Annotated in this window: 20 protein-coding genes and 1 pseudogene; 9 read left to right on the top strand and 12 right to left on the bottom strand. The window is 64.5% G+C overall.

Translation table 11 applies throughout. The annotated features are described in order from the left end of the window. The 3 genes and pseudogenes from EBQ26_RS11310 to EBQ26_RS11300 form a co-directional block, all read left to right on the top strand. Positions 1-117, top strand: a pseudogene (locus EBQ26_RS11310) (IS5/IS1182 family transposase); the annotation flags it as partial. Between the two features lie 15 nt (positions 118-132). Beyond that, positions 133-1,977, top strand: coding sequence for a phospholipase D-like domain-containing protein (locus tag EBQ26_RS11305; protein ID WP_147474057.1), 1,845 nt, complete (start codon positions 133-135; stop codon positions 1,975-1,977). Beyond that, positions 1,974-4,643, top strand: a complete 2,670-nt coding sequence (locus EBQ26_RS11300; RefSeq protein ID WP_238944336.1) for a helicase-related protein — start codon at positions 1,974-1,976, stop codon at positions 4,641-4,643. The genes EBQ26_RS11305 and EBQ26_RS11300 overlap by 4 nt, the downstream gene beginning before the upstream one ends. A gap of 21 nt (positions 4,644-4,664) precedes the next feature. Here EBQ26_RS11300 and panC read toward each other — a convergent pair whose 3' ends face one another. The 5 genes from panC to EBQ26_RS11270 all read right to left on the bottom strand — a co-directional run bounded on the left by panC (position 4,665) and on the right by EBQ26_RS11270 (position 10,092). Then, positions 4,665-5,513, bottom strand: a complete 849-nt coding sequence (gene panC / locus EBQ26_RS11295) for a pantoate--beta-alanine ligase (RefSeq protein WP_122239205.1) — start codon at positions 5,511-5,513, stop codon at positions 4,665-4,667. Next, on the bottom strand, positions 5,510-6,334 hold the full coding sequence (gene panB, locus EBQ26_RS11290) for a 3-methyl-2-oxobutanoate hydroxymethyltransferase (RefSeq protein WP_122239230.1): 825 nt from the start codon (positions 6,332-6,334) through the stop codon (positions 5,510-5,512). Before panB ends, panC begins: the two co-directional genes overlap by 4 nt. A 153-nt stretch (positions 6,335-6,487) precedes the next feature. Further along, positions 6,488-9,154 (bottom strand): heavy metal translocating P-type ATPase, encoded by a 2,667-nt coding sequence (locus EBQ26_RS11280; RefSeq protein ID WP_238944338.1) that lies wholly within the window; start codon positions 9,152-9,154, stop codon positions 6,488-6,490. A 207-nt stretch (positions 9,155-9,361) separates the two neighbouring features. Next, entirely contained in the window at positions 9,362-9,790 is a 429-nt protein-coding gene (locus EBQ26_RS11275) for a type II TA system antitoxin MqsA family protein (protein WP_122239228.1), read from the bottom strand. A 5-nt stretch (positions 9,791-9,795) separates the two neighbouring features. Next, entirely contained in the window at positions 9,796-10,092 is a 297-nt protein-coding gene (locus tag EBQ26_RS11270) for a type II toxin-antitoxin system MqsR family toxin (protein WP_122239203.1), read from the bottom strand. A 190-nt stretch (positions 10,093-10,282) separates the two neighbouring features. On the opposite strand from EBQ26_RS11270, the gene hfq reads away from it, so the two are divergent. The 3 genes from hfq to EBQ26_RS11255 all read left to right on the top strand — a co-directional run bounded on the left by hfq (position 10,283) and on the right by EBQ26_RS11255 (position 12,582). After that, positions 10,283-10,552: an RNA chaperone Hfq gene (hfq, locus tag EBQ26_RS11265; RefSeq protein WP_122239201.1), complete on the top strand. Its 270-nt coding sequence runs from the start codon at positions 10,283-10,285 to the stop codon at positions 10,550-10,552. Between the two features lie 155 nt (positions 10,553-10,707). Next, a complete protein-coding gene (gene hflX / locus EBQ26_RS11260; protein WP_390614198.1) occupies positions 10,708-11,913 on the top strand; it encodes a GTPase HflX in 1,206 nt (401 codons plus the stop codon). Positions 11,914-12,120: 207 nt separating this feature from the next. Continuing rightward, a complete protein-coding gene (locus tag EBQ26_RS11255) occupies positions 12,121-12,582 on the top strand; it encodes a RidA family protein (protein ID WP_122239200.1) in 462 nt (153 codons plus the stop codon). Positions 12,583-12,763: 181 nt separating this feature from the next. Here the strand turns inward: EBQ26_RS11255 and EBQ26_RS11250 are convergent, their stop codons facing one another. Continuing rightward, positions 12,764-13,264, bottom strand: coding sequence for a YraN family protein (locus EBQ26_RS11250; protein ID WP_122239224.1), 501 nt, complete (start codon positions 13,262-13,264; stop codon positions 12,764-12,766). A gap of 172 nt (positions 13,265-13,436) precedes the next feature. On the opposite strand from EBQ26_RS11250, the gene rsmI reads away from it, so the two are divergent. Together rsmI and EBQ26_RS11240 are read left to right on the top strand one after the other, a co-directional pair. Beyond that, positions 13,437-14,360 carry a 16S rRNA (cytidine(1402)-2'-O)-methyltransferase gene (gene rsmI, locus EBQ26_RS11245; protein WP_122239198.1) on the top strand — a complete coding sequence of 308 codons (924 nt, stop codon included), beginning with the start codon at positions 13,437-13,439 and terminating at the stop codon, positions 14,358-14,360. A 73-nt stretch (positions 14,361-14,433) separates the two neighbouring features. Next, entirely contained in the window at positions 14,434-14,856 is a 423-nt protein-coding gene (locus tag EBQ26_RS11240) for a VOC family protein (protein ID WP_122239196.1), read from the top strand. Between the two features lie 37 nt (positions 14,857-14,893). Here EBQ26_RS11240 and EBQ26_RS11235 read toward each other — a convergent pair whose 3' ends face one another. Together EBQ26_RS11235 and EBQ26_RS11230 are read right to left on the bottom strand one after the other, a co-directional pair. Further along, entirely contained in the window at positions 14,894-15,322 is a 429-nt protein-coding gene (locus EBQ26_RS11235) for a type II toxin-antitoxin system VapC family toxin (protein ID WP_238944334.1), read from the bottom strand. Then, on the bottom strand, positions 15,319-15,591 hold the full coding sequence (locus EBQ26_RS11230) for a type II toxin-antitoxin system Phd/YefM family antitoxin (protein ID WP_122239192.1): 273 nt from the start codon (positions 15,589-15,591) through the stop codon (positions 15,319-15,321). Before EBQ26_RS11230 ends, EBQ26_RS11235 begins: the two co-directional genes overlap by 4 nt. 144 nt (positions 15,592-15,735) lie before the next feature. Here EBQ26_RS11230 and EBQ26_RS11225 point away from each other — a divergent pair, with 144 nt between their 5' ends. Further along, positions 15,736-16,374, top strand: coding sequence for a YqiA/YcfP family alpha/beta fold hydrolase (locus EBQ26_RS11225; RefSeq protein WP_122239190.1), 639 nt, complete (start codon positions 15,736-15,738; stop codon positions 16,372-16,374). A gap of 72 nt (positions 16,375-16,446) precedes the next feature. Here EBQ26_RS11225 and EBQ26_RS11220 read toward each other — a convergent pair whose 3' ends face one another. From EBQ26_RS11220 to EBQ26_RS11205, 4 genes are all read right to left on the bottom strand, one after another. Beyond that, a complete protein-coding gene (locus EBQ26_RS11220) occupies positions 16,447-17,739 on the bottom strand; it encodes an ABC transporter permease (protein ID WP_122239222.1) in 1,293 nt (430 codons plus the stop codon). A 118-nt stretch (positions 17,740-17,857) separates the two neighbouring features. After that, the gene (locus tag EBQ26_RS11215; RefSeq protein ID WP_122239188.1) at positions 17,858-18,580 is read right to left on the bottom strand and encodes an ATP-binding cassette domain-containing protein; all 723 of its coding nucleotides are present in this window, start codon (positions 18,578-18,580) and stop codon (positions 17,858-17,860) included. Positions 18,581-18,748: 168 nt separating this feature from the next. Continuing rightward, positions 18,749-19,366 carry a DUF2796 domain-containing protein gene (locus EBQ26_RS11210; protein ID WP_122239186.1) on the bottom strand — a complete coding sequence of 206 codons (618 nt, stop codon included), beginning with the start codon at positions 19,364-19,366 and terminating at the stop codon, positions 18,749-18,751. Positions 19,367-19,549: 183 nt separating this feature from the next. After that, complete coding sequence (locus EBQ26_RS11205) at positions 19,550-21,625, bottom strand: ATP-dependent DNA helicase (RefSeq protein ID WP_122239185.1); 2,076 nt, start codon at positions 21,623-21,625, stop codon at positions 19,550-19,552. Between the last annotated feature and the right edge of the window lie 38 nt (positions 21,626-21,663).

Below are 21,663 nucleotides of genomic sequence, written 5' to 3'. Positions count from 1 at the left end.
TTGTCTCGTGATTACGAGCGATTGCCAGACGTACTGGGGGGATTGCACTTCGTGGTCTTTGCCATTCTCATGCTGCCCAATGCCATGCCGTTGATTCGGTTGGCTCAAAGTTCATAACACGCTCTAGCCGTCATGCTGGATCCGGGCAATGCACAGATATCGATGTTGCAAGCGCCCGCCGTGGCGCATCTGCCTCTGTCGCCGCACTTGCCCAAACCCTTTCGCCTGCTGCACGCCAAAGTGGCCATCTTGGGGTTTCGTCACCGCGAGAACCCTGAACATTGGCAACTGCGCCTGCTGGTTTCCACCGGCAACTGGACGCGGCAAACATTGGAAGAAAGTCTGGATTTGGTCTGGCGCATCGACATCGGCAGCGAACAACTGGCCACCCCCAACCCGGATGCCACAACACGGCAGCATTGCGCCGACCTCAAGGCCGCCTGGGATTTGCTGGCTTGGTTGCAAACACATTTCGATACCCGTCTGCTTCAGCAGGAGATCACTAACCATGCCCTGGAAGAAGTCGCACAGCAATGGGTTCAAGCCTGTGTCGAACAGGCCAGTGGCCAGCCCTGCTTCATAGATAACCGCATGCAATCGCTATTGTCGCAATTGCCGAAAAAAATCCAGGCGATCAACCCAGTGCGGCGCAGCTATCTAGCCATGGGGTCAGGCTTTTATGAGTCCGGTAGCGAACCACAGCAAACGCCCAGCGTGCCGCTGGAGATCATCGAACAACTACGCCAATCCAAACTGCTAACCAAAACGGCCGAACTCGATCTCTACGTCAACCCCTCTGCTTGCCAAAGCGTCGCCGCATCGTGGCCCATTTTGCGGGACAAGCACGGCATTACGGTACGTCCTGCCGCCACGCCCCCCGCCATCTTTGGCAACAGGGCGCAGCGCAGCCTGCACGCCAAATTTCTGTTCAGTGCGAACCAGGGTGGCCCACATCCCAAAAGCCCTTGGGTTTATCTCGGCTCCAGCAACCTGACCCAAGCTGGATTGACCCACAAAATGCATCCGGCAGCAGGCAACCTCGAAGCGGGCGTGGTGTTCGATCCCGGCCGCATGCTCTGGCAATCCACGTCAGCCAAAGTGCAGTTTCCGCTGGTCACGAACCTGCTGCCCATCCAATGGGAGCAAGAAGTGGATGAACATTCGGCACTTCTGGCCGGTGAGGAACTTGAGGAACTCGATGCGCAGGAAGCAGGCTGTGACTACACCGCCCCGCCCATCCCTTGGCTGCTGTGGCATGAAGCAGGGGAACAACGCGAACTACGCTTTGACGCAAACGACGCAAACGCAGCCAGGCTTGCCGGTGTAACGGTAATGGCAGGTGGAGGCAGGCTGTGTCAGCCCTCCGATCAGGGTTTTCGCTGGCCTCATGATGAACGGCCTCGCGTGGTAAGAATCTTTTGGTATGCGCAGAACGTGCGCCATGAGGCGCGCATTCCTGTCATGGACGGTTACGGCCGCCTCGCGGCTACCGCCTTGGCACCCATTGATGTGGACGAGGCGTGGTGGCAACTGGCCGACTTTCCCTTCTTGCCGGACGATGAGCGTAGCGACGACGGCAGCGACGACGGCAGCGACGACGAAGTCTTTTGGGCAATCGAAAACAGTGCCACCACACGGTTCACTCCCTGCGCTGGCAGAGACTATCCAATACGGCAAATGATGGCACTGCTCGAACGCATCGCCGCCAAGCAAACCCGCTTGCACGAGCTCGACTGGCTATTTTGGTGCTACCGGCTGGAGCAAAGCCTGGCGCAAGCCGCGAGCAGCCCGGTAGTGGCTTATTTCCGTGATGAGCTGGCGCTCAACCCGCTAAGTCCGCTGCGCGAATCCGCCTTTCGCCCCAGCTTTGCCGAGCACGGTCAATCGGTGCTGGGCGAACGCTACGAAAGAGCGCTGGATCACATCGAACGGCAATGGCGCGTCCAGGCTTTGCCTGCACTGGGAGTCATGCCATGAAGAAACACCGATTCCAAGGCTGGGCGCAGGTGGCCCTGATGCTTCAAACATTGACCTCTCAGGAGTCAACCTCCAAGCAACTCAATGCAGGCCAGAAAGCCAGCCTGCTGGCCTTGGCCAAACGCTTGCCGGACAACGGCGTCATCATCGCCGACGAGGTGGGCATGGGGAAAACCCGAATTGCCGCCATGCTGGTCAAAGCCGTCGCCGAAGCAGGCGGTCGCGTCGCCATTCTGATGCCACCCGGTCTGGGGTACCAGTGGGCTGACGAGCTGAAAACAGCCACCGCCCCACACACGCCGCCCATTTTGCGCAGCCTCTGGCAGTACTTGCAGGCATGGAACCCCGACGCGCCAGACACCCCCTGGTTTTCGCACTCCGTAGTGCTAATCTCGCACACCTTCGTCAACTGGCGCTTGGGCGACAACACTCCTGCCTGGCGCTGGGCCTTGCTGCCAGAGCTGTATGCCCAGTGGCGCAAGCAGGCAGAAGGGCGCTTCCCCCGAGGTTTTCACGATAACGACAAACTGCGCGATCCCTGGGTGAAAAATGCCGCCGACGCCATCGTCAGCGCCATCGCCAAGTGCAGCAAGCAACACCCGGCCCGGCAGCGCTTGCAAGAGTTGACCGAAAGCACGCCATGGCCCGGCGCACTACAGGCTGGCGCTTACAAGCGCGATGCAACACTGCGTCCCAAGCTGGCGCAGGCCGTTGGCCTCGGGCTAGGCACTTTCGATTTAGTCGTCATTGATGAAGCACACAAAAGCAGGGGCATCTCCAGTGGCTTGAACCAACTGTTGGACAGAGTCATTTTGCAATCGGCCAGGGCCCGCCGCCTGGCCATGACGGCAACCCCCATTGAGCTGGATGCCGCGCAATGGCAACAAATGCTGGAGCGCATTCAACTTCAATTGCCAGACGATCAGGCTCTCGACCTCAGCCAGACCATAAACCACTACATGCAATCGGCCGCCCTGGTACGCTGCTGTCCCGGCGATGTGCAAACACGCGAGCAATTCCGGCGTGCCGCAGCCACATTCCAGCGAGCATTGACGCCCTACCTGCTGCGACGCGACAAGCGGGAAGACTCGGCCGTCACACTGTTCGCGGAAAAAACCAACGCCCACTACCACACCTATCGCAGCGAGGAGAAAGCCAGTGTGGATGCGGCCCAACTCCCACCGCAATGGAAACAGGCGGTTTGCGCCGCAGAAGCCCTGTCTTTCGTGGCGACCCAAGCCGATGCGCCACTGGCTCAGCGGCTGCGTCTAAGCTTCGGCAATGGGCATGGCATTGCCGCCCTGCTCGACCATTCGTTGCAGGACGAAGGCGATAGCAATGAAGCAGCAGCGGAAGATAAACCGCTTGCCGCCAGCAGCCGGTCAGCGCGGGCACAAGTGCCGGACGACAAACGCCGCCAACGTGTGGATTGGTGGATGCAGCGCCTGCTGACCCCCTTTCAACAAGACCCAGGGCGTGCATTGTTTGAGCACCCGGCTCTGTTGAAGGCCGTCGAAGTCATCGAAGACATTTGCCTGGCACAGGATGAAAAAGTCCTGGTATTCGGGCGCTTCACGCGCCCGCTGCGTGCCTTGGTGCAATTGCTCAATGCCCGGGAAATGTTGCGTCGCCTTGACCAAGGCAGGTTCTGGCCGCAATCGCAACTGGCTGAAGATGATTGGCCGGCGCTGTACGCTGCGCATCGCCAGTTGCAACGTCCCGAGGCGTTGAAAAAAACCGCACTGCAACAACAACTGCAAGCGCAATACCAATCGCTGGAAAACCAGCGCCAGCGCATGCGTGCACACCTTTTGGAGCACCTGAGACAAGGCTTTGAAGTGCTCGATCCCAAGCCGAACGCCCACATCCAGCGCCTGTTTGGAGAATTTGAGAAATCAGCCAGCGCCGCCACACACCATGAAAGCGAGCCGACCAGCCTGCTGGCCTTGCTGGCTCGCGCTTTACACGAGCTGCTCGGCCAAGAGCACGCCCAAGCGGCCGAGTACGCACAAGCTTTCATCGAGTTGATGGAGGCCGCATGCGATCTGGATGCACAAGAAACATTGGATAGTGACGAAACAGGCTTGGCAGAACACTGGTCAGACGTGCAAGAGCGCTTGCAACACGAGTACGGCGCGCCCCTGGGTGGCTTTGCCCGGCTGATGTACGGGGGCACACCTCAGCCGACAAGGCGCTTTCTGCAATTGGCCTTCAATCGCCCTAACAGCCATCCCAAAGTACTGGTGGCGCAATCGCTGGTGGGGCGCGAAGGGCTGAATTTGCACCGCGCCTGCCGCACGGTGCTATTGCTGCACCCTGAGTGGAATCCGGGCGTGGTCGAGCAGCAAATCGGCCGCATCGACCGCATGGGCAGCTTGTGGGAGCGCCAATTGTTCGAGCGAGCAGAAAAAGAGCCTGCAGCCCCAGATGAGTGGCCACGCATCCGGGTGATCTCAGTGGTCTTCGACGGCACTTATGACACCTACAACTGGGAAGTGCTGCACCAGCGCTGGGACGATCTGCGCTCGCAACTGCACGGCATCGTCATTGCCCCTCGTATGGCCCAGCACAACCGGGACGATCCCAGGATCGTCGAAGAAATCAACTCTGCGGCGCCTAACTTCTCACCTTACACAGCAACACACCCGCAAAAACCCTCTGCCTGATGGCGCAAACCTTTCAGTTTCTCACCCCACCTCAAACTCCAGGTTGTCAATCAAGCGCGTGCTGCCCAGGCGGGCGGCGATGAGGGCGACGCGTGGGCCGTTGGTGTGGGGCGCGGGCGGGGTGAATTGGTGGGTGAGGACGACGGCGTAATCGGGCACAAAGCCTGCCGCGCGCAGCGCGGCCAGCGCGGCATCTTGCACTTCTGCCAGCGCGGCGCCCTGGAGCAGTTGCGCGCGCATGGTTTGCAGGGTTTGGTGGATGAGGGGCGCTTTGGCCCGCTCGTCGGGGCTGAGGTATTGGTTGCGCGAGCTCATGGCCAGGCCGTCGGCTTCACGCCGGATGGGGGCGGGCACGATGGCTATGGGGAAGGCCAGGTCTTGCACCAGGTGGCGAATGACGGCCAGTTGCTGGTAGTCCTTGCGGCCGAAAACGGCGACATCGGGCTGCACTTGGTTGAACAGCCGCGTCACCACGGTGGCGACGCCGTCGAAATGGCCGGGGCGGTGGGCGCCATCGAGCAGTTCGGTGATGCCGGGCACGCGGATGTTGACGGCCTGGGCCAGGCCCAGCGGGTACATGGCCTCCAGCGGCGGCAGCCAGAGCAGGTCGCAACCGGCGGCAGCCAGGCCAGCGGCGTCGGCTTCGGGTGTGCGCGGGTAGCGCTCGAAGTCTTCGCCGGGGCCAAATTGCGTGGGGTTGACGAAGATGCTGGCGACCACCCGGTCGGCGTGCTGGCGGGCCAGTTCGATGAGGGAGTAATGGCCGGCATGCAGGTTGCCCATGGTGGGCACCAGGGCGATGCGCTGGCCGGCTTGCCGCCATTGGCGCAGTTGGCTGCGCAAGGCGTCGAGGTTGTTCAAGGTATTCATGCGGCGTATCCGTGTTCTGCGGCGGGGAAGCGCCCGGCCTGCACCGCCTCGATATAGGCGCGGATGGCCCCGGCGATGGAGCCGCCCTGGGCCAGAAAGTCTTGCACGAAGCGGGGGCGGCGGTGGCCGCTGTCCAGGCCCAGCATGTCGTGCAGCACCAGCACTTGCCCATCGCAATCGGGGCCTGCGCCAATGCCGATGGTGGGGATGGGCGAGGCGGCGGTGATGGCGGCGGCCAGCGGCGAGGGTACGGCTTCGAGCACCAGCAGCTCTGCCCCTGCGGCGGCGACGGCCTGGGCGTCGTCGCGCAGTTGGGCGGCGGCGGCATCGCCACGGCCCTGGACTTTGAAGCCGCCCAGGCGCAGCACGGATTGCGGCGTCAGCCCCAGGTGGGCGCAGACGGGGATGTCGCGCTCGCTCAGGTAGCGGATGGCATCGAGCTTGTGCCCGGCTGCGCCTTCGAGCTTGACCATGCCTGCGCCCGCGCGCAGCAGCGTGCAGGCGGCATCCAGCGCGCGCTCGGGCGTGGCGTCGGCCTGGAAGGGCAGATCGGCCACGATGAGCGCCCGTTGCGTGGCAGCGGCGGCGCAGCGGGTGTGGTAGGCGATGTCGGCCACCGTCACGCCCAGCGTGGAGGCGGCGCCTTGCACCACCATGCCCAGCGAGTCGCCAATGAGCATCAAGTCGATGCCGGCCGCATCCAGGGTGCGGGCAAAGCCAGCGTCGTAACAGGTCAGCATGGTGAGCTTGTGGCCGGTATCGCGCAGCTCGCGCAAGCGCGGCACGGTGACGGGGCGGGAGCTATCGGGGGGCATCGTCATCATCCTGGGGGGGTAACAAAAGGGGCGCGCATTGTAGCCACGGGCTGGCGCCATCATTTCAATTACCAATCAAAAGAATAAAAATTACCTTGTTTCGGCATGATAGAAATCAAATCATTTTTCTTTTGATATGAAAAAATTGGGATTGGGAGCCTAGGCTTTGAAACGCTTGAGCCGCAAGGCATTGCCCAGCACAAACACGCTCGACAGCGCCATGGCCCCGGCGGCGAACATGGGCGAGAGCAGCAGGCCCCACAGCGGGTACAGCGCCCCGGCGGCGACGGGGATGAGGGCGGTGTTGTAGGCAAAGGCCCAAAAGAGGTTTTGGCGGATGTTGCGCATGACGGCGCGCGAGAGGGCGATGGCGCGGGGCACGCCTTGCAGGCTACCGGAGATGAGCACGACGTCGGCGGCCTCCACCGCCACGTCGGCGCCGGTGCCAATGGCCAGGCCCACGTCGGCCTCGGCCAGCGCGGGGGCGTCGTTGATGCCATCGCCCACGAAGGCAATGGCGCCATGCTGGCTGCGCAACTGGCGCACGGTGTCGACCTTGCCGCCGGGCAGCACTTCGGCGACGACTTCGTCAATGCCCAACTGGCGCGCAATGGCCTGGGCGGTGCGCGCGTTGTCGCCGGTAATCATGGCGACTTTCAGGCCCAGTGCGTGCAGCGCGGCAATGGCGGCGGGGGTGTCGGGCTTGATGGGGTCGGCCACGGCCAGGATGGCGGCCAGCCGCCCGCCGGGCGATGCGGCGATGTTTGTGTGGGGATGTGCGGCCTTGGCGCAGGCGTCAGCTTTCAGCCCATCGGTGGAGTCCGCCTGGTCTGTCAAGCCGCTCGCTGTGCCTTGCGTGGTTTCTTCGGTGGCCTCCTGCACGCCGCAACTGGCCATTTCGCTTTGCGCCATGCCTGCCGCTTGCTCACGGCCAGGCATGCCAATGGCGGCGTAAAGCGGGGTTTTGCCCTCCTCGCCCAAGCGCTGGGCGTGCTGGGCAAAGGGGGTGATGTCGATGCCAAGCTGGCGCATGTAACGGTCGGCGCCGATGTGGATGAGCGTGGGCGCTTGGCCTTCGGCGGCTTGCGCAGGCGCAACCAGGGCTTGCACGCCATAGCCGGTGATGGATTCAAACGCCAGCACGCGCGGCAGCTCCAGCCCTTCGTCCTGCGCGGCCTGCACGATGGCGCGGGCGATGGGGTGCTCCGAGCGCGATTCCACTGCGGCCACGGCAGCCAGCACGGCGTCGCGGGCAAAGCCTTCGGCGGCGTACATGTCCGTCAGCGTGGGGCGGCCTTGGGTGAGCGTGCCGGTTTTATCCACCGCCACCACGGCCACGCTTTGCAGCGCTTGCAGGGCCTGGCCTTTGCGAAACAGCACGCCCAGCTCCGCGCCACGGCCCGTGCCCACCATGATGGAGGTGGGCGTGGCCAGCCCCATGGCACAGGGGCAGGCGATGATGAGCACGGCCACGGCGTTGACCAAGGCCAGGGCCAGCGCAGGCTCAGGCCCCCAGATCAGCCAGGCGGCAAAGGTCAGCGCCGCGGCGGCCATCACGGCGGGGACGAACCACATCGTCACCTTGTCCACCACGGCCTGGATGGGCAGCTTGGCGCCCTGGGCCTGCTGCACCATGCGGATGATGTGCGCCAGCACGGTATCGGCGCCCACGGCGCTGGCGCGGTAGGCCAGCGCGCCGCGTTGGTTGAGGGTGCCGCCCACCAGCGGGCTGCCGGGGGTTTTGGCCACGGGCACGGGTTCGCCGGAGATCATGGATTCGTCCACATAGCTCTCGCCCTCCTCCACCAGCCCATCGACGGGGATGCGCTCGCCGGGGCGCACCTCGATCACATCGCCGGGCTGCACCTGAGCGATGTCGATTTCTTGTGCCTGCGCCCAGCCGGGGCGGCGCACGCGCGCGACCTTGGCCTGCATGCCCACCAAGTGGCGGATGGCCTCGGACGTGCGGCCCTTGGCACGCGCCTCCATCAAACGCCCCAGCAAAATCAGCGCCACGATGACGGCGGCGGCCTCGTAATACACATTGACCGTCCCCTCTGGCAGCCAGCCGGGCGCGAACGTGGCCACCAGCGAATAGCCATAAGCGGCCAGCGTGCCCACGGCCACCAGCGAATTCATGTCCGGCGCGCCGCGCAACAAGGCCGGGATGCCCAGGCGATAAAAACGCCGCCCCGGCCCCAGCAGCACCAACGTGGTCAGCGCGAACTGGATCAGCCAGCTCGTATGCGTGCCGATGGTGCGGGCGATGAAGTGGTGCATGCCCGGCACCATGTGCGCCCCCATCTCCAGCACAAACACGGGCAGCGCCAGCAGCAGCGCCCAGCGCAACTCGCGCGCGAGGTGGGCGCGCTCTTCTTCCGCGCGGGCATGGGCGCGCTCGAAATCGCTGCCCACATCCTCGGCCGCAATGGCCTGGGCCTCATAGCCCGCAGCCGCCACCGCCGCCACCAAATCGGCCGCACTGGCGCTGCCGCGCACACTGGCGCGCTGCGTGGCCAGGTTGACGCTGGCCTCCACCACGCCCGGCACCGCCTGCAAGGCCCGCTGCACCCGCCCCACGCAAGAGGCGCAAGACATGCCTGCAATCGCCAGCTCCACCCCCGCCGATGCGCCAGGCGCCGCCTCCGGCTCCACCTCGTAGCCCGCACGCTGCACCGCCTCCACCAACGCCGCGCGCTCCAGCTTGTGCCCAGGGGCAGGCACGACCACCGCGCGCCCCGTGACCAGATTCACCTGCGCATCGGCCACGCCATCGAGCTTTTTCAACGCTGCCTGCACCCGCCCCACGCACGACGCGCAAGACATGCCCAGCACCACCAGCGCCAACTCCGCTGGCGCCGCCCCTGCATCCAAATCAGAAAAAGCCGCAGGCGCGGCGGTCAATGGCTGTTTATCGTTCATGGCTGATCCTTGAAAACCCAAGCGGCGTACCGTACTACAGCAGCCCCTGCTGCCAAATTGGAGGGCACGCCTGCCGCAATATAAGTAAGCGCGCGTGCAAAAAAGGGGCGCTTAGCGCAACTCGTCCAGCAATTCCGGACGCCGGTCCAGCAGTCCCAATAACTGCACCAGGGCTTGCGGCGGCTGCGTCAGGCCGCTCTCGTAACGGTTGAAGGCATTGGGGCCGCCGCCAAACAGCTTGCCGGCACTACGCTGTGAAAGCCCCAGCTTGCTGCGCACCCGCGTGATAAAGGCAGGCGTGCCTTGCTCGGCGTTGACCTGGCGCTGTAGCTGCGCCATGGCTTGCATGATGCGGTGGGTTTCTTCCGGTCCGCTCAAGCACTCCCCGCAGGCATCGCACCAATCGGCTTGCACAGCGGCAATCACGGTTTCACGCCCCTTGTAGGCATAGGGCAAATCACGCACGGCGTGTACAAGGGCTTTCTGCCCGCAAACGGGGCAGGTTGCTGGCCCTCGTTGAGGGGGGGGTGTCTTTTCCATCATCCTCACAACTCCTTGAATGAAACGACCAGCAGGCCATTGTGCAGCGTCAATTTGATGTAGGCGCGACCGCCCGGGGTATCGGCGTGGTAAACGTCCTGCCAAATGCGGTGATCGGCATGGGTAGTCATGGATTTGTATAAGTCGGCGCGCTGGAGACTGGCCACCACCGCCAGCGCGCCTTGCGCATCCAACCCCAGCGCCAAAGCACCAACGCGAGCCGAGTGGGTAAAGCGATAGCGCTTCTCCTCAATGGCCGCCCGCACTGCGGTTAAAGGGTAATGGGCTGTGCGTTTTTCCATGGCGGGATTGTAACCTGACAGGTTACATATCGGTATTTATCCCCCTACCCTGGGACCGCAGGGCCAAGTACTTCACCAGACATGGCCCCAATCCGCAGAGTGGGGAGAACCCTTACCACCACGTCCTGGCTGTGTTATGGTGCGCCTTCTTTCGACTTTCAAATCAACAAAGCCAACACGGAGCCATATCGTGAGCAACAAAGGCCAACTTTTGCAGGACCCGTTTTTGAATGCCCTGCGTCGTGAACACATCCCCGTTTCCATTTATTTGGTCAACGGCATCAAGCTGCAAGGCCAGATCGAGTCGTTCGACCAATACGTCGTGCTGTTGCGCAACACGGTAACGCAAATGGTTTACAAGCACGCCATTTCCACCATCGTGCCGGCGCGCCCCGTCAACTTCAGCGCAGGCGCGCCCGCCGAGCCTGCTGCGGCTGAAAAGCCCGCTACTGCAAGCTGATTGCGCTCTTTCCCTCACGCGGGCCTTGCGCGCCTGCCCTCTGGCCAGCCGGATGCACTGCGTTTTGCCATGCATCCGGCTGGCCAGTCGCGTTTGGACGCTATCGCACCCCCATCGCCCCCATCACACGCTGAAACACTGCCTTGAGTAAAACCATCGCCACCACCACCGCTGCGCAAACGCCCCTGGCCCTGCTGGTCGGGGTGGATTTCGGCGCCGCCCATTTCGACGAAGAGCTGGAAGAACTCAGCCTGCTGGTGCAAACCGCTGGCCTGACGCCGTGCGAGCGGGTCGTCGTGCGGCGCAAGCTGCCCGATGCCGCCTTGTTCATCGGCAAGGGCAAGGTCGAGGAGATCAAAGCCCTGGCGCTAGGCCACGGCGCCAGCGAAATCGTCTTCGACCAGGCCCTCAGCCCCGCCCAGCAGCGCAACCTGGAGCGCGAAATCGGCCTGCCCGTGTACGACCGCACCTTTTTGATTCTGGAGATTTTTGCCCAGCGCGCGCGCAGCCACGAGGGCAAGCTGCAAGTCGAGCTGGCGCGCCTGCAATACCTCTCGACCCGCCTGGTGCGGCGCTGGTCGCACCTGGAGCGCCAGAGGGGCGGCATTGGCGGGAGGGGCGGCCCGGGCGAGACCCAGATCGAGCTGGACCGCCGCATGATTGGCGACGCCATCAAGCGCGTGCGCGAGCGCCTGGTCAAGCTCAAAAAGCAACGCCGCACCCAGCGCAGCCAGCGCCAGCGCAACCAGGTGTTCAACATCTCCCTGGTGGGCTACACCAACGCGGGCAAATCCTCGCTGTTCAACGCGCTGGTCAAAGCCCGCGCCTATGCCGCCGATCAGCTTTTCGCCACGCTGGACACCACCACGCGCCAGTTGTATTTGCAGGAAGCGGGCGTGAGCGTCTCCCTCTCGGACACCGTGGGCTTCATCCGCGATCTGCCCCACGGGCTGGTCGAAGCCTTTCAGGCCACGCTGCAAGAAGCCGTCGATGCCGACTTGCTGCTGCACGTCGTCGATGCCGCCAACCCGCACTTCCCCGAGCAAATCCAGGAAGTCATGCGCGTGCTGGCCGAAATCGGCGCCGACAACATTGCGCAATTGCTGGTGTTCAACAAACTCGATCTGCTGGCGCCCGAGCAACAACCCCGCGCCATGCACGACAGCATGGAAATCGACGGCCGCCAAATCCCGCGCGTCTTCATCAGCGCCCAAACCGGCCTGGGGCTGGACGGCCTGCGCCAGGCGCTCTCGCACTGGTGGATGCAGCACCATGCCCAGCTCGGCGCCAGCGCCGCAGCCGACGAGCTGGACGGGCCGGACGAGGCCGATCCATCCGAAGAGGCGTCGCAGGCCCCATAGCGCCGCAGAATTTCCAATTCAAAAGAAAATAAATAATGCCATTTTGGCATAACTCTATTCAAAGCATTTTTTCAATGATTTGAAAACCAAATCAAACCCAAACGCAGCAACGCGCGCCGGGCAACACGCTCTATCATCCCCGCCCGGCACGCTGCGTCGCTGGGCGACGCCGCCCTTCTCTCTCCCCTTCAGCATGAAAGGCCCATCATGGGAATCTACGAAAAACTCCAGGCCCTGAACATTGAACTGCCCCCCGTGGCCCAGCCCGTCGCGGCCTATGTGATGTACACCAGCATCGGCAACACCGTCTTTCTCAGCGGCCATATCGCCAAGAAAGACGGTGCCGCCTGGGTCGGCCAGTTGGGCAAGAACATGACGACGGAAGAAGGCAAGGCCGCCGCGCGCGCTGCCGGCATCGATCTGCTGGCCACCTTGCAAGCCGCTGCCGGGGGCGATTTGCGCAAGGTCAAGCGCGTGGTCAAGGTCTTGAGCCTGGTCAACTCCTCGCCCGACTACACCGAGCACCACCTGGTCACCAATGGCGTCAGTGAGCTGCTGGTCGAGGTCCTGGGCGACAGGGGTGTGCACGCTCGCAGCGCCTTCGGCGTGGCCCAGTTGCCCATGGGCGCCTGCGTGGAAATCGAATTGATCGCGGAAGTGGAAGACTGATTGCCCACGCCAGCGCTTTCCCGGTTTGCCTTGGCGCGCCTTCGGGCGCGCTTTTGTCTTTCAATCCACGCCAAAATTACCAATCAAAGGAAAGAAAATAACCCCATTTCGGCAATTCAAACAATAAGCCTTATTTCCTTTGATTGAAATATTCCTTCCCGAACAGCCAGCCCCAGCGCGCTCACCACGCCCCATGCCCGCCCTGTCCGCCATCGAACGCCCCCTGCACCCACGCGGGCGGCTGGCCCTGCCCATCGATCAGCACCACATCAAAGCGGCAGGCCGGGGCCGGGCCGGGCCAGCGGGCCAGAAAGTGCTGCGCCGCCAAGACAATGCGTGCGCGCTTGCGGGCATCGATGCTCGCCCCCGCACCGCCATAGTCGCTGGCGCGGCGCACGCGCACTTCCACGAAAACCAGCGTGCCATCGCCCGCTTGCATCACCAAATCGATCTCGCCGCCGCCACGGCCCGGCGCACGGAAATTGCGCTGCACCAGGCGCAAGCCCTGCGCTTGCAAGCACGCCAGCGCCTGGTCTTCGCCCCAGCGGCCCACGGCCTGACGCCGCGTGGGCCTGCGCCCGCCTTGCGCCGCCTGCCCGCTGGCGGATGGGGATGGCTGGGCCAGCCCACGCGCCTGCCGTGCCTGCCGCAACTCACCCGCTGCCTGCCCGGCTTGCGCCATGGCCGCCCCGGCATCGCCGCCGCCCATGCCACCCGTGCCACGCTGGCCCGGTTGGCTCTGCTCGTCCGGTTGGCTCGACGGGCGCACTTTGCCCTGTATCGCGCGCCGCAGCGCATCCACCGCTTCGCTCTCCCTGATCGCCCCCAGCGCTTGCACCGCCTTTCGTAACCGCATGACCGCCTCCTTCTCCCTGGCCTTGCAGGCCGCCCATCAGGCCGCCGCCGCGCAGCATTATCCGCAGGGCGCGCTCTACCTCGTCGCCACCCCCATCGGCAATCTGGCCGACATCAGTCTGCGCGCGCTGCATGTGCTGCAACTGGCCGACGCCATCGCCTGCGAGGACACGCGCCACACCCGCCAACTGCTGCAAAGCTATGGCATCGACAAAGGCCCCGGCGCCCTCATCGCCGCCCACCAGCACAACGAGCGCGCCGCCGCCCAGGCCCTGATCGAGCGGCTGCGCCAAGGCCAGCGCGTCGCCTACGTCAGCGACGCCGGCACCCCCGCCATCAGTGACCCCGGCGCCATCCTCGCCGCGCAAGTGCGCCAGGCGGGCCTGGCGGTCGTGCCCATCCCCGGCGCCAGCAGCGTCAGCACCGCCTTGAGCGCCGCGGGCTTGATGGCGCCCGATGGCGACAGCACCGCCTACGTCTTCGCCGGCTTTCTCCCCCCCAAAGGCAAAGCGCGGCAAGCCGCCATCGCCGCCGTGCAGGCCGAGGCGCGCGCCACCGCCTTGCTGGAAGCGCCCCACCGCATCGCCGCGCTGGCGCAAGAGCTGGCCGCGCTGGGCCAGCGCCCCGTCACGCTGGCGCGCGAGCTGACCAAGCAGTTCGAGCAAATCCACACCCTGCCCGCGCAAGAGATGCCCGCCTGGCTGGCCGCCGACCCGCAGCGCCAAAAGGGCGAATTCGTGCTCATCATCCACCCCCAGCCCGCCGCCCCCACTGACGCCCTGCCCGACGATGCCCAGCGCCTGCTGCGCCTGCTGCTGGCCGAAGGCGTCTCGCTCAAAAGCGCCGCCCGCATCACCGCCACCCACACCGGCGCGCCACGCAATGCCTTGTATGAATTGGGGCTGAGTCTGGACGCTCATTAGCGCCTGCGATGCACTCCGCCCGCGCTGGCGGGCAAAATGCCGCATTCATCACCAACCCACAGGAGTCAGCCCCATGACCGAAACCCCCAGCATCCTCTCCCACGTCTCCCTTGGCACCAACCGTTTTGCCGAAGCTGTGGCCTTTTACGACCAGGTGCTGGCCACTTTGGGCATTGGCCGCGTGATGGACGTCAGCGACGAGTTCCCCGCCATCGCCTATGGCCGCGCCTATCCCGAGTTCTGGATCCAGGCCCCGCACGACGGCCAGCCCGCCCAAACCGCCAACGGCGTGCACATCGCCTTTTTCGCCGCCACCGCCGAGCAAGTGCACGCCTTCCACGCCGCCGCCCTGGCCGCAGGCGGCAGCGACGACGGCGCGCCCGGCCCGCGCCCGCACTATGGCAAGGAGTACTACGGCTGCTTTGTGCGCGATCTGGACGGGCACAAGATCGAAGCCATGGCCTGGCTGACGGATGCGCCGCAGTCGGGCGCGTGAACCTGCGCGCACAAGCCCTGAAAGATGCAACAGATGTTCAGCGCGCCGCCGCAAAAGGATTGAACACCTCGATGCCCAAGCCCTCAAAGTCGCGCACATTGCGCGTGACCAGGGTCAGACCATGCGCCTTGGCCGTGGCGGCGATGTAGGCGTCGTTGAGCGGGCTTTTGTCGGGGATGTGAAACTGCGCCGACAGCAAGGCGGCACGGCTATCCAGAGGCAGGATGCGGTTGGCGAATTCGGGCAGCAGGCGCGCCTCCAGCCAGTCTTGCAGAGTGGTGGCGGCTTGGCTGTCGCGCCGCGCCAGCAGCAAGATGCCGATTTGGATTTCGGCCAGGCTGATGACGCTCACATACGCCTGCTGGCTCTGGATATGCGCAAACCACTGCATGACCTGGGCATCGGCGCGGCCTTTTTCTGCCTTGCGCAGCTCGGAAATGACGTTGGTATCGAGCAAATACATCATTGCCCCCAGTCGTTTGGGCGTTGCCTGGCGCTTTGCTGGCGAATGCGGGCAAGGTCGGCGTCCAGCGCATCGTCCAGGTCCCCGGCCGCGTGCCCGCTGGCGAAAGCCTCGGCCAGGCTTTGGGCTTCGCGCTGCTGGTAGGCCTGATAGCTGGACAAAACGCCGACGATCTTGCCCCATTTGGTGATGAAAACCGGCTCCTGCTGCGAGAGTTGCAGCATTTGGCTGGCTTTTTGGTTGAATTCGCGGCAAGTTACGGTAATAGGCATAGCAGACCTCACAATGTAGTGACTGCACTACATTTTGCAGCGGCCTGTTCATGCGGGCAAGGCGTTGGCTTTTGCAGCCTTGGCTTTACCATCTTGCGCGGGCCACGCGCCCGCCCACCACCGCATCCACTTTGCCCCTGCCCTATGCCCACCCATCTCACCCATTTGCTGTACCTGCACGGCTTTCGCTCCTCGCCGCGCTCGCTCAAAGCCCGGCAAACCCAGGCCTGGTTTGCCCAGCACCATCCCGATGTCGCCTTCGTCTGCCCGCAATTGCCGCCTTCACCCCGGGCGGCGGGGGCGCTGATGCAAGGCATCGTGGCCGATTGGCCCGCGCACAGCATGGCGGTGATGGGGTCTTCACTGGGCGGTTATTACGCCAGTTGGGTGGCGGCGCATTGGCCTTGCCCGGCGGTGCTGCTCAATCCCGCCGTATATCCCGCGCGCGATCTGGCGGGGCAAATCGGCACCCGCACGCATTGGCACGATCCGCAGCAGGCCTTTGATTTTCTGCCCGAACACATCGACGAGCTGCACGCGCTGGACAGCCGCGCCGCCCCTGTGCGCGCGCCGCAAATGGCTTTGATCGCCAAGGGCGACGAGGTGCTGGACTGGCGCGAAATGGCCCAGCGCTACGCCCACGCCACCACCATCGTGCTCGAAGGCGGCGACCATGCGCTGAGCGACGATTTCCTGACCCACCTGCCCCGGCTGGGGGAGTTTCTCTACACCCTGGGGCGATCAGAGGGCTATTCGCCCTCCGTGCCCTCGCAAAAAATATAAATCAAAAGAAACAAAACATTGCCATTTTGGCAACTCTCATATAAACGCTAATTTCTTTTGAATTGAAACAACTTACACCGGCGGCGACAGCCCATCGACCAGCGAGAGGCGGTAGGCGCGCCAGCCGGGCGCCAGGCTGGCCAGAAAGCCGGTGAGCAGCAGGCCCAGCAGCATCCAGCCTTGCAAGGGGGTGACTTCGCCGAGGGTGACGATGAGGCCAAAGCGCTCCAGCAGCCACGGCGCGGCGGCCAGCACGGCCAGCGTCAGGGCCAGCACGCCCAGCACAATGCCTGCGGCGGTGGTCAATGCGCCTTCAATCGCCAACAGCCCCACCACATGCCCGGGGCGCGCGCCCACGGCGCGCAACACGGCCAGCTCGCGGCGGCGCTCGTTCAGCCCGGCCAGCACCACGGCCACCATGCCCAGCAGGCTGACAAAAGCCACCAGGGCGGACATGAGCAGCAGCGAACGCTCGCCCGTGCCGATCAAGCCCCACAGCTCATCGAGCGCCACGCCGGGCAGCACGGCCATCAAAGGCTCGGCGCGAAAGCTGTTGATTTGCCGCTGCACGGAAAACACCTGCGCGCGCGATTGCAGCCCCACCAGCAGCGCGGTGACGTTGCGCGGGCGCAAATCCATCTCGCGCACGGCTTGCGCATCCACGTTTTTGCCGGGGATGCGCATGCCGCTGCGCCAGTCCACGTGCAGCGCCTCCATCGCCTCCAGGCTGATGTGGACGCTGCGGTCCACCGGCGTGCCGGTGGGCGCGAGGATGGCGGCGACGGTAAAGGGCTTGTCGTCGTGCTCGGTCAGTTGGATGGGGCCGGAGCCATGGCTGAGCACGATGCGCTGGCCGAGCCGGTAGCCCAACTGGCGCGCCACTTCAGCGCCGAGCACGGCGTCGTACAAATCGGCCCCGGCCAGCGGGTTGCCATCGGGGGGCAGCTTGGCCTGGCTCTCGCGCACGTGCAGCGCCTGGCGCTGGCCGTAGCGGAAATGCTCGAAATACGCCGCGCTGGTGCCCACGACGGGAAAGCCACGGTGCGAATCGCCCAGCGAGATGGGCACGACCCAATCGACGCCGCGCATGCCCTCGATGGCCTGCACACTGCTGAAGCGGATGTTGTTGGTGGCCGAGCCGATGCGAAACACCGAGTACAGCAGCAACTGCACCGAGCCGGTGCGCGCGCCCACCACCAAATCGGTGCCGGAGATGGCCGAGGTAAAGCCGTTGCGCACATCGGTGCGGATGCGCTCGACGCCCAGCAGCATGAAGGTGGACAGGGCGATGGAGAAAATCGTCAGCGCCAGGGTGAAGCGGCGATTCCACGCGCTTTGCCAGGCCAGGCGGAACAAGGCGATCATGGCCGCCCCTTCGCGCCGTGCGCACACGCGGCATTATCAAAAATACAAATCAAAGTGAAAATGAAATGATTACTACATTGCCGAAACATGGTTATTTTATTTCTTTTGATTTATAAAATTAAGATGCCGCAGGAGCTGTGGCGCGGTTGATCTGCGCCAGATCGACCTGGCGGGCAAAGCGCGGCGCCAGGCGCTGATCGTGGCTGACGAACACCAGCGTGCTGGCCGCTTGCGCGCAAGCGGCCAGCAGCAAATCCATGAAAGCGTCGCGGCGGTTCTCATCCAGTGCCGAAGTCGGCTCATCGGCGATGACCACCGGCGGCGCGCCCACCAGCGCACGCGCGGCGGCCACGCGCTGCTGCTGGCCGACCGACAGCGCCCGCGCCGGCGCATCCCAACTGGCGGCGGGCAAATCCATCGCGCGCAGCCAATGCTCGGCCGCGGCCTGCGCGCTGCCCTGGCTGGCCGCCGCAGCCTGCGCGCGCGCGGCGGAGAAGCGGCAAGGCAGCAGCACGTTGTCGCGCACGCTCAGGTAGGGCAACAAATTGAATTGCTGAAAGATGTAGCCCAGCCGGTCGGCCCGGTAGCGGTCGCGCGCGGCCGCGCCCATGCTGGCCCAATCGCGCCCGTCCAGGCACACACTGCCTTGCTGCGGCAAAAACACCCCCGCCAGCAGTGAGAGCAGCGTGCTTTTGCCGCTGCCGCTGGGGCCGTGCAGAAACACGGTTTCGCCCCGCTGCACGGCAAAGTCGTCGATCAGCAAACAAGCACTGGCCTGACCGGGCCAGCGGTAGTGCATGCCTTGCACGCGGAGGATGGCGTCGGGGATGGTGGGGGACATGGGGCAATGGCCCTGGGTTGAACGGGCCGGGAGAATGTTGGCGGATGCGGGAGCAGCGCGGGCGCAGGGCTTGCGCCCCGACCTCTGCCCTGCCCTCTCCCGCAAGCGAGCGAGCGGGGGTATCGACCGGGTAAAGAGACCCCACTCAGAGGGCCTTCACTCAAGCATTTACTTCCAGCTCACCTGTGTTTGGCCTGCCGAGAGCGTGCGGCGGAATTGCCCTTGGGGCAGCGCGAGCTGCACTTCGATGGTGTGCACGCTGGCAAAGCGCTTGGCCAGGTTCACTTCCAGAGATTGCAGGGCCTGGGGCTTGTCGCAATGGAAGGTGTACTCGGCCTCCACATCGCTGTGCACAGAGGCATGCTTGTCGTCTTTGGCGTGGCGGTGTTTGTCGTCTTTGTCGTGGTCGTGGTCATGGTCGTCGTCCATGTCATCGAAATCGACTTCGGCTTTTTTCAGCGTGCAGGCGGCTTCGGCATTGGCGCTCAGCGGGGCCTCTTTGAGCAGCGCCTGCTTGGCGGCAGCGACTTTTTGCTTTTCCTCGGCGGTGCGCGGCGCGTATTCAAAGCCGACGATGTCGCTGGCCGAAACTTCCAATTGCACTTGCAGGGTTTTGCCATCCACGGCCGCATCCAGGTGGGCGACGCCGTGCACGTGGGCGTGCTGGGCTTCGTGCTTGTCGTCATCGTGGTCGTGGTCATGGCCGTGATCGCCGTGGGCCAGAGCCAGCCCGCACGCGGCTGCACAGGCCAAACCGACAAGGCTTCGGGAAAGAATGGAACGCATGGTGGTGTCCTCTCAACAAGATAAAACGTAAAACGCGATCATAAATGAGAGAGGGACATCATTAGAGCCAAGTCCTGGCAAGCCTGCCGACTGCCAAGCCATCCAATATACCAATCAAAGGAAATAAAACCTCCTTTTTTCGGCAATTTAGCAATCAAATTCAATTCATTTTGAAATGTAAAACTAATCCGGCTGCGGATTGCTGACGCCCGCTGCGGCGGCCAGGCGGCGCACGGCTTCGGCAAAGTGGCTGGCGCTGCGCATGCGGGCCATGGGCGGCAGGCTGGCCAGCAGTTGGCGGCCATAGCCTTTTTGCAGCACGCGCGGGTCGCACAGGGCGAGGATGCCTTTGTCGGTTTCGGTGCGAATCAGCCGGCCCGCGCCTTGTTTGAGGGCGATGGCGGCCTCGGGCACGAACAGGCGCGCAAAGGCGCTTTCGCCCTGCTGCTCGTAGCGGCGCGCGCGGGCCTGGATGAGCGGGTCGTGCGGCGGCGGGAAGGGCAGTTTGTCGATCACCACCAGTTGCAGCGCATCGCCGGGCACGTCAAAGCCTTCCCAAAAGGTGGCCGAAGCCACCAGCACATAGCCTTTGCCGGGCGCGGGGTTGCGAAACAGCTCCATTAGCCGCTGCTTGGATTGCTCGCCCTGCACCAACACTTCGATGTGTTCGCAAATCAGCAGGGCCTGGCGCAACGCCTGGCCGATGTGGTGCAGGGCTTTGAGCGTGGTGGTGAGCACCAGCGTGCGCCCGCCCAGCGCCTGCGCGCCCTGCGCGGCCAGCTCGGCCACGGCCTGGCCGTGTTGCTGGACGTGCTTGGGATCGGGCATGTCGGCCGGCACGTACAGCATGGATTGGCGCGCGTAGTTGAACGGGCTGGGCACTTGCAGAATGCGCGCCTGCTCCAGCCCGCAAGCCTGGGTGAAGTGGCTCAGGCGCGCATCGGCGCCCAGCGTGGCAGAGGTGAAGATCCAGGCGCGGGCGGGGGCGGTATTGGCTGGCGTTTCAAAAGGGGCGTCAGCGTCCTGGGCGTCCTCGGCGGTGCGAGCAGAGTCGGGGTGCTCGCCCAGGCCCCAATGGCTGCGCATGTCGTGGGCGATGTCCAGCGGGCTTTCGATCAGGCGCGCCAGCACGCCGCCCAGCTCCACCCAGCGCACCCGCCCCAGGCGCGGCGCGCCCTGGAACAACTGCGCTTTGTGCCAGTGCTGCAAGCAGCGCTCGTGCAGGCGCGCCAGCTCGGGGGCGGAGGCGCTGACGCCTTGCAAGGCCAGGTTCAGTGCATGCAGCGCATCGGCCTGCGCTTGCAGGGCGGTTTGCCATTGCGCCGCGTCCACGCCTTCGGGCGCGGGGCCTAGCCAGGCCAGGCGTTGGTGGCTTTCTTCTCCCAGGCAACGCACCCAGGCTTTGCAGGCTTCGTCCACTGCGTAAACGAGTTGCGCCCAATCGCCCAGGCCGCGCGCCAGTTTGTTGCAGGTGCGCAGGGTTTCGCGCGCAAAGTCGCTCAATTGGGCGTTGCTCCACTGCTCGCCCAGGAAGTTCACGCCGGTTTCGTTGAATTGGTGGGCTTCGTCGATCACCGCCACGCGCACGCTGGGCAGCAGCTCGGCCATGCCGCTTTCACGCACCTGCAAATCGGCAAAAAAGAGGTGGTGGTTGATGACGACCAAATCGGCCGCCAGCGCCTGCTTGCGCGCCCGGTTGACGTGGCATTGGGCAAATTGCGGGCAGTGCGAGCCCAGGCAGTTCTCGCGCGTGGAGGTCACCAGCGGCAGATAGGGCGAGCGCTCCTGAAAGCCGGGCATCTCGCTCATGTCCCCCGTTTGCGTGGTGGCCGACCAGGTGCGCACCTGGCCGACCCAGCGCACCTGCGCGGCGCTGGCGCCATCGAGTTCGGACTCGGCCAATTCCAGCCGGTAAGGGCACAAATAGCTGCTGCGGCCTTTGAGCAACGCCGCTTGCAGCGAGATGCCCAGGGCCTGGCGCAAAAAAGGCAGGTCGCGCAGAAAAATCTGGTCTTGCAGCGCCTTGGTGGCGGTGGAGACCAGCACCCGCTCGCCGCTGAGCAGCGCGGGCACCAGATAGGCAAAGGTTTTGCCCACGCCCGTGCCCGCCTCCACCGCCAGCGCGCCACCTTGCTCGATCGCCTCGCCCACGGCCAGCGCCATCGCCGTCTGCCCCTGGCGGGCTTTGAAGCGCGGGTTGGCCTGCGCCAGCGCGCCGCCATCGGCAAAGGTGCTCTCTATCAGCGCGTGCAGTTCCATGCAGCCTCACACATTCCAAGTCCGGGCGCGCGCCCGGC

The organism is Allofranklinella schreckenbergeri (assembly GCF_003703475.1).
GTDB lineage: Bacteria > Pseudomonadota > Gammaproteobacteria > Burkholderiales > Burkholderiaceae_C > Lampropedia > Lampropedia schreckenbergeri.
This window is presented reverse-complemented; position numbering and strand designations above follow the sequence as displayed.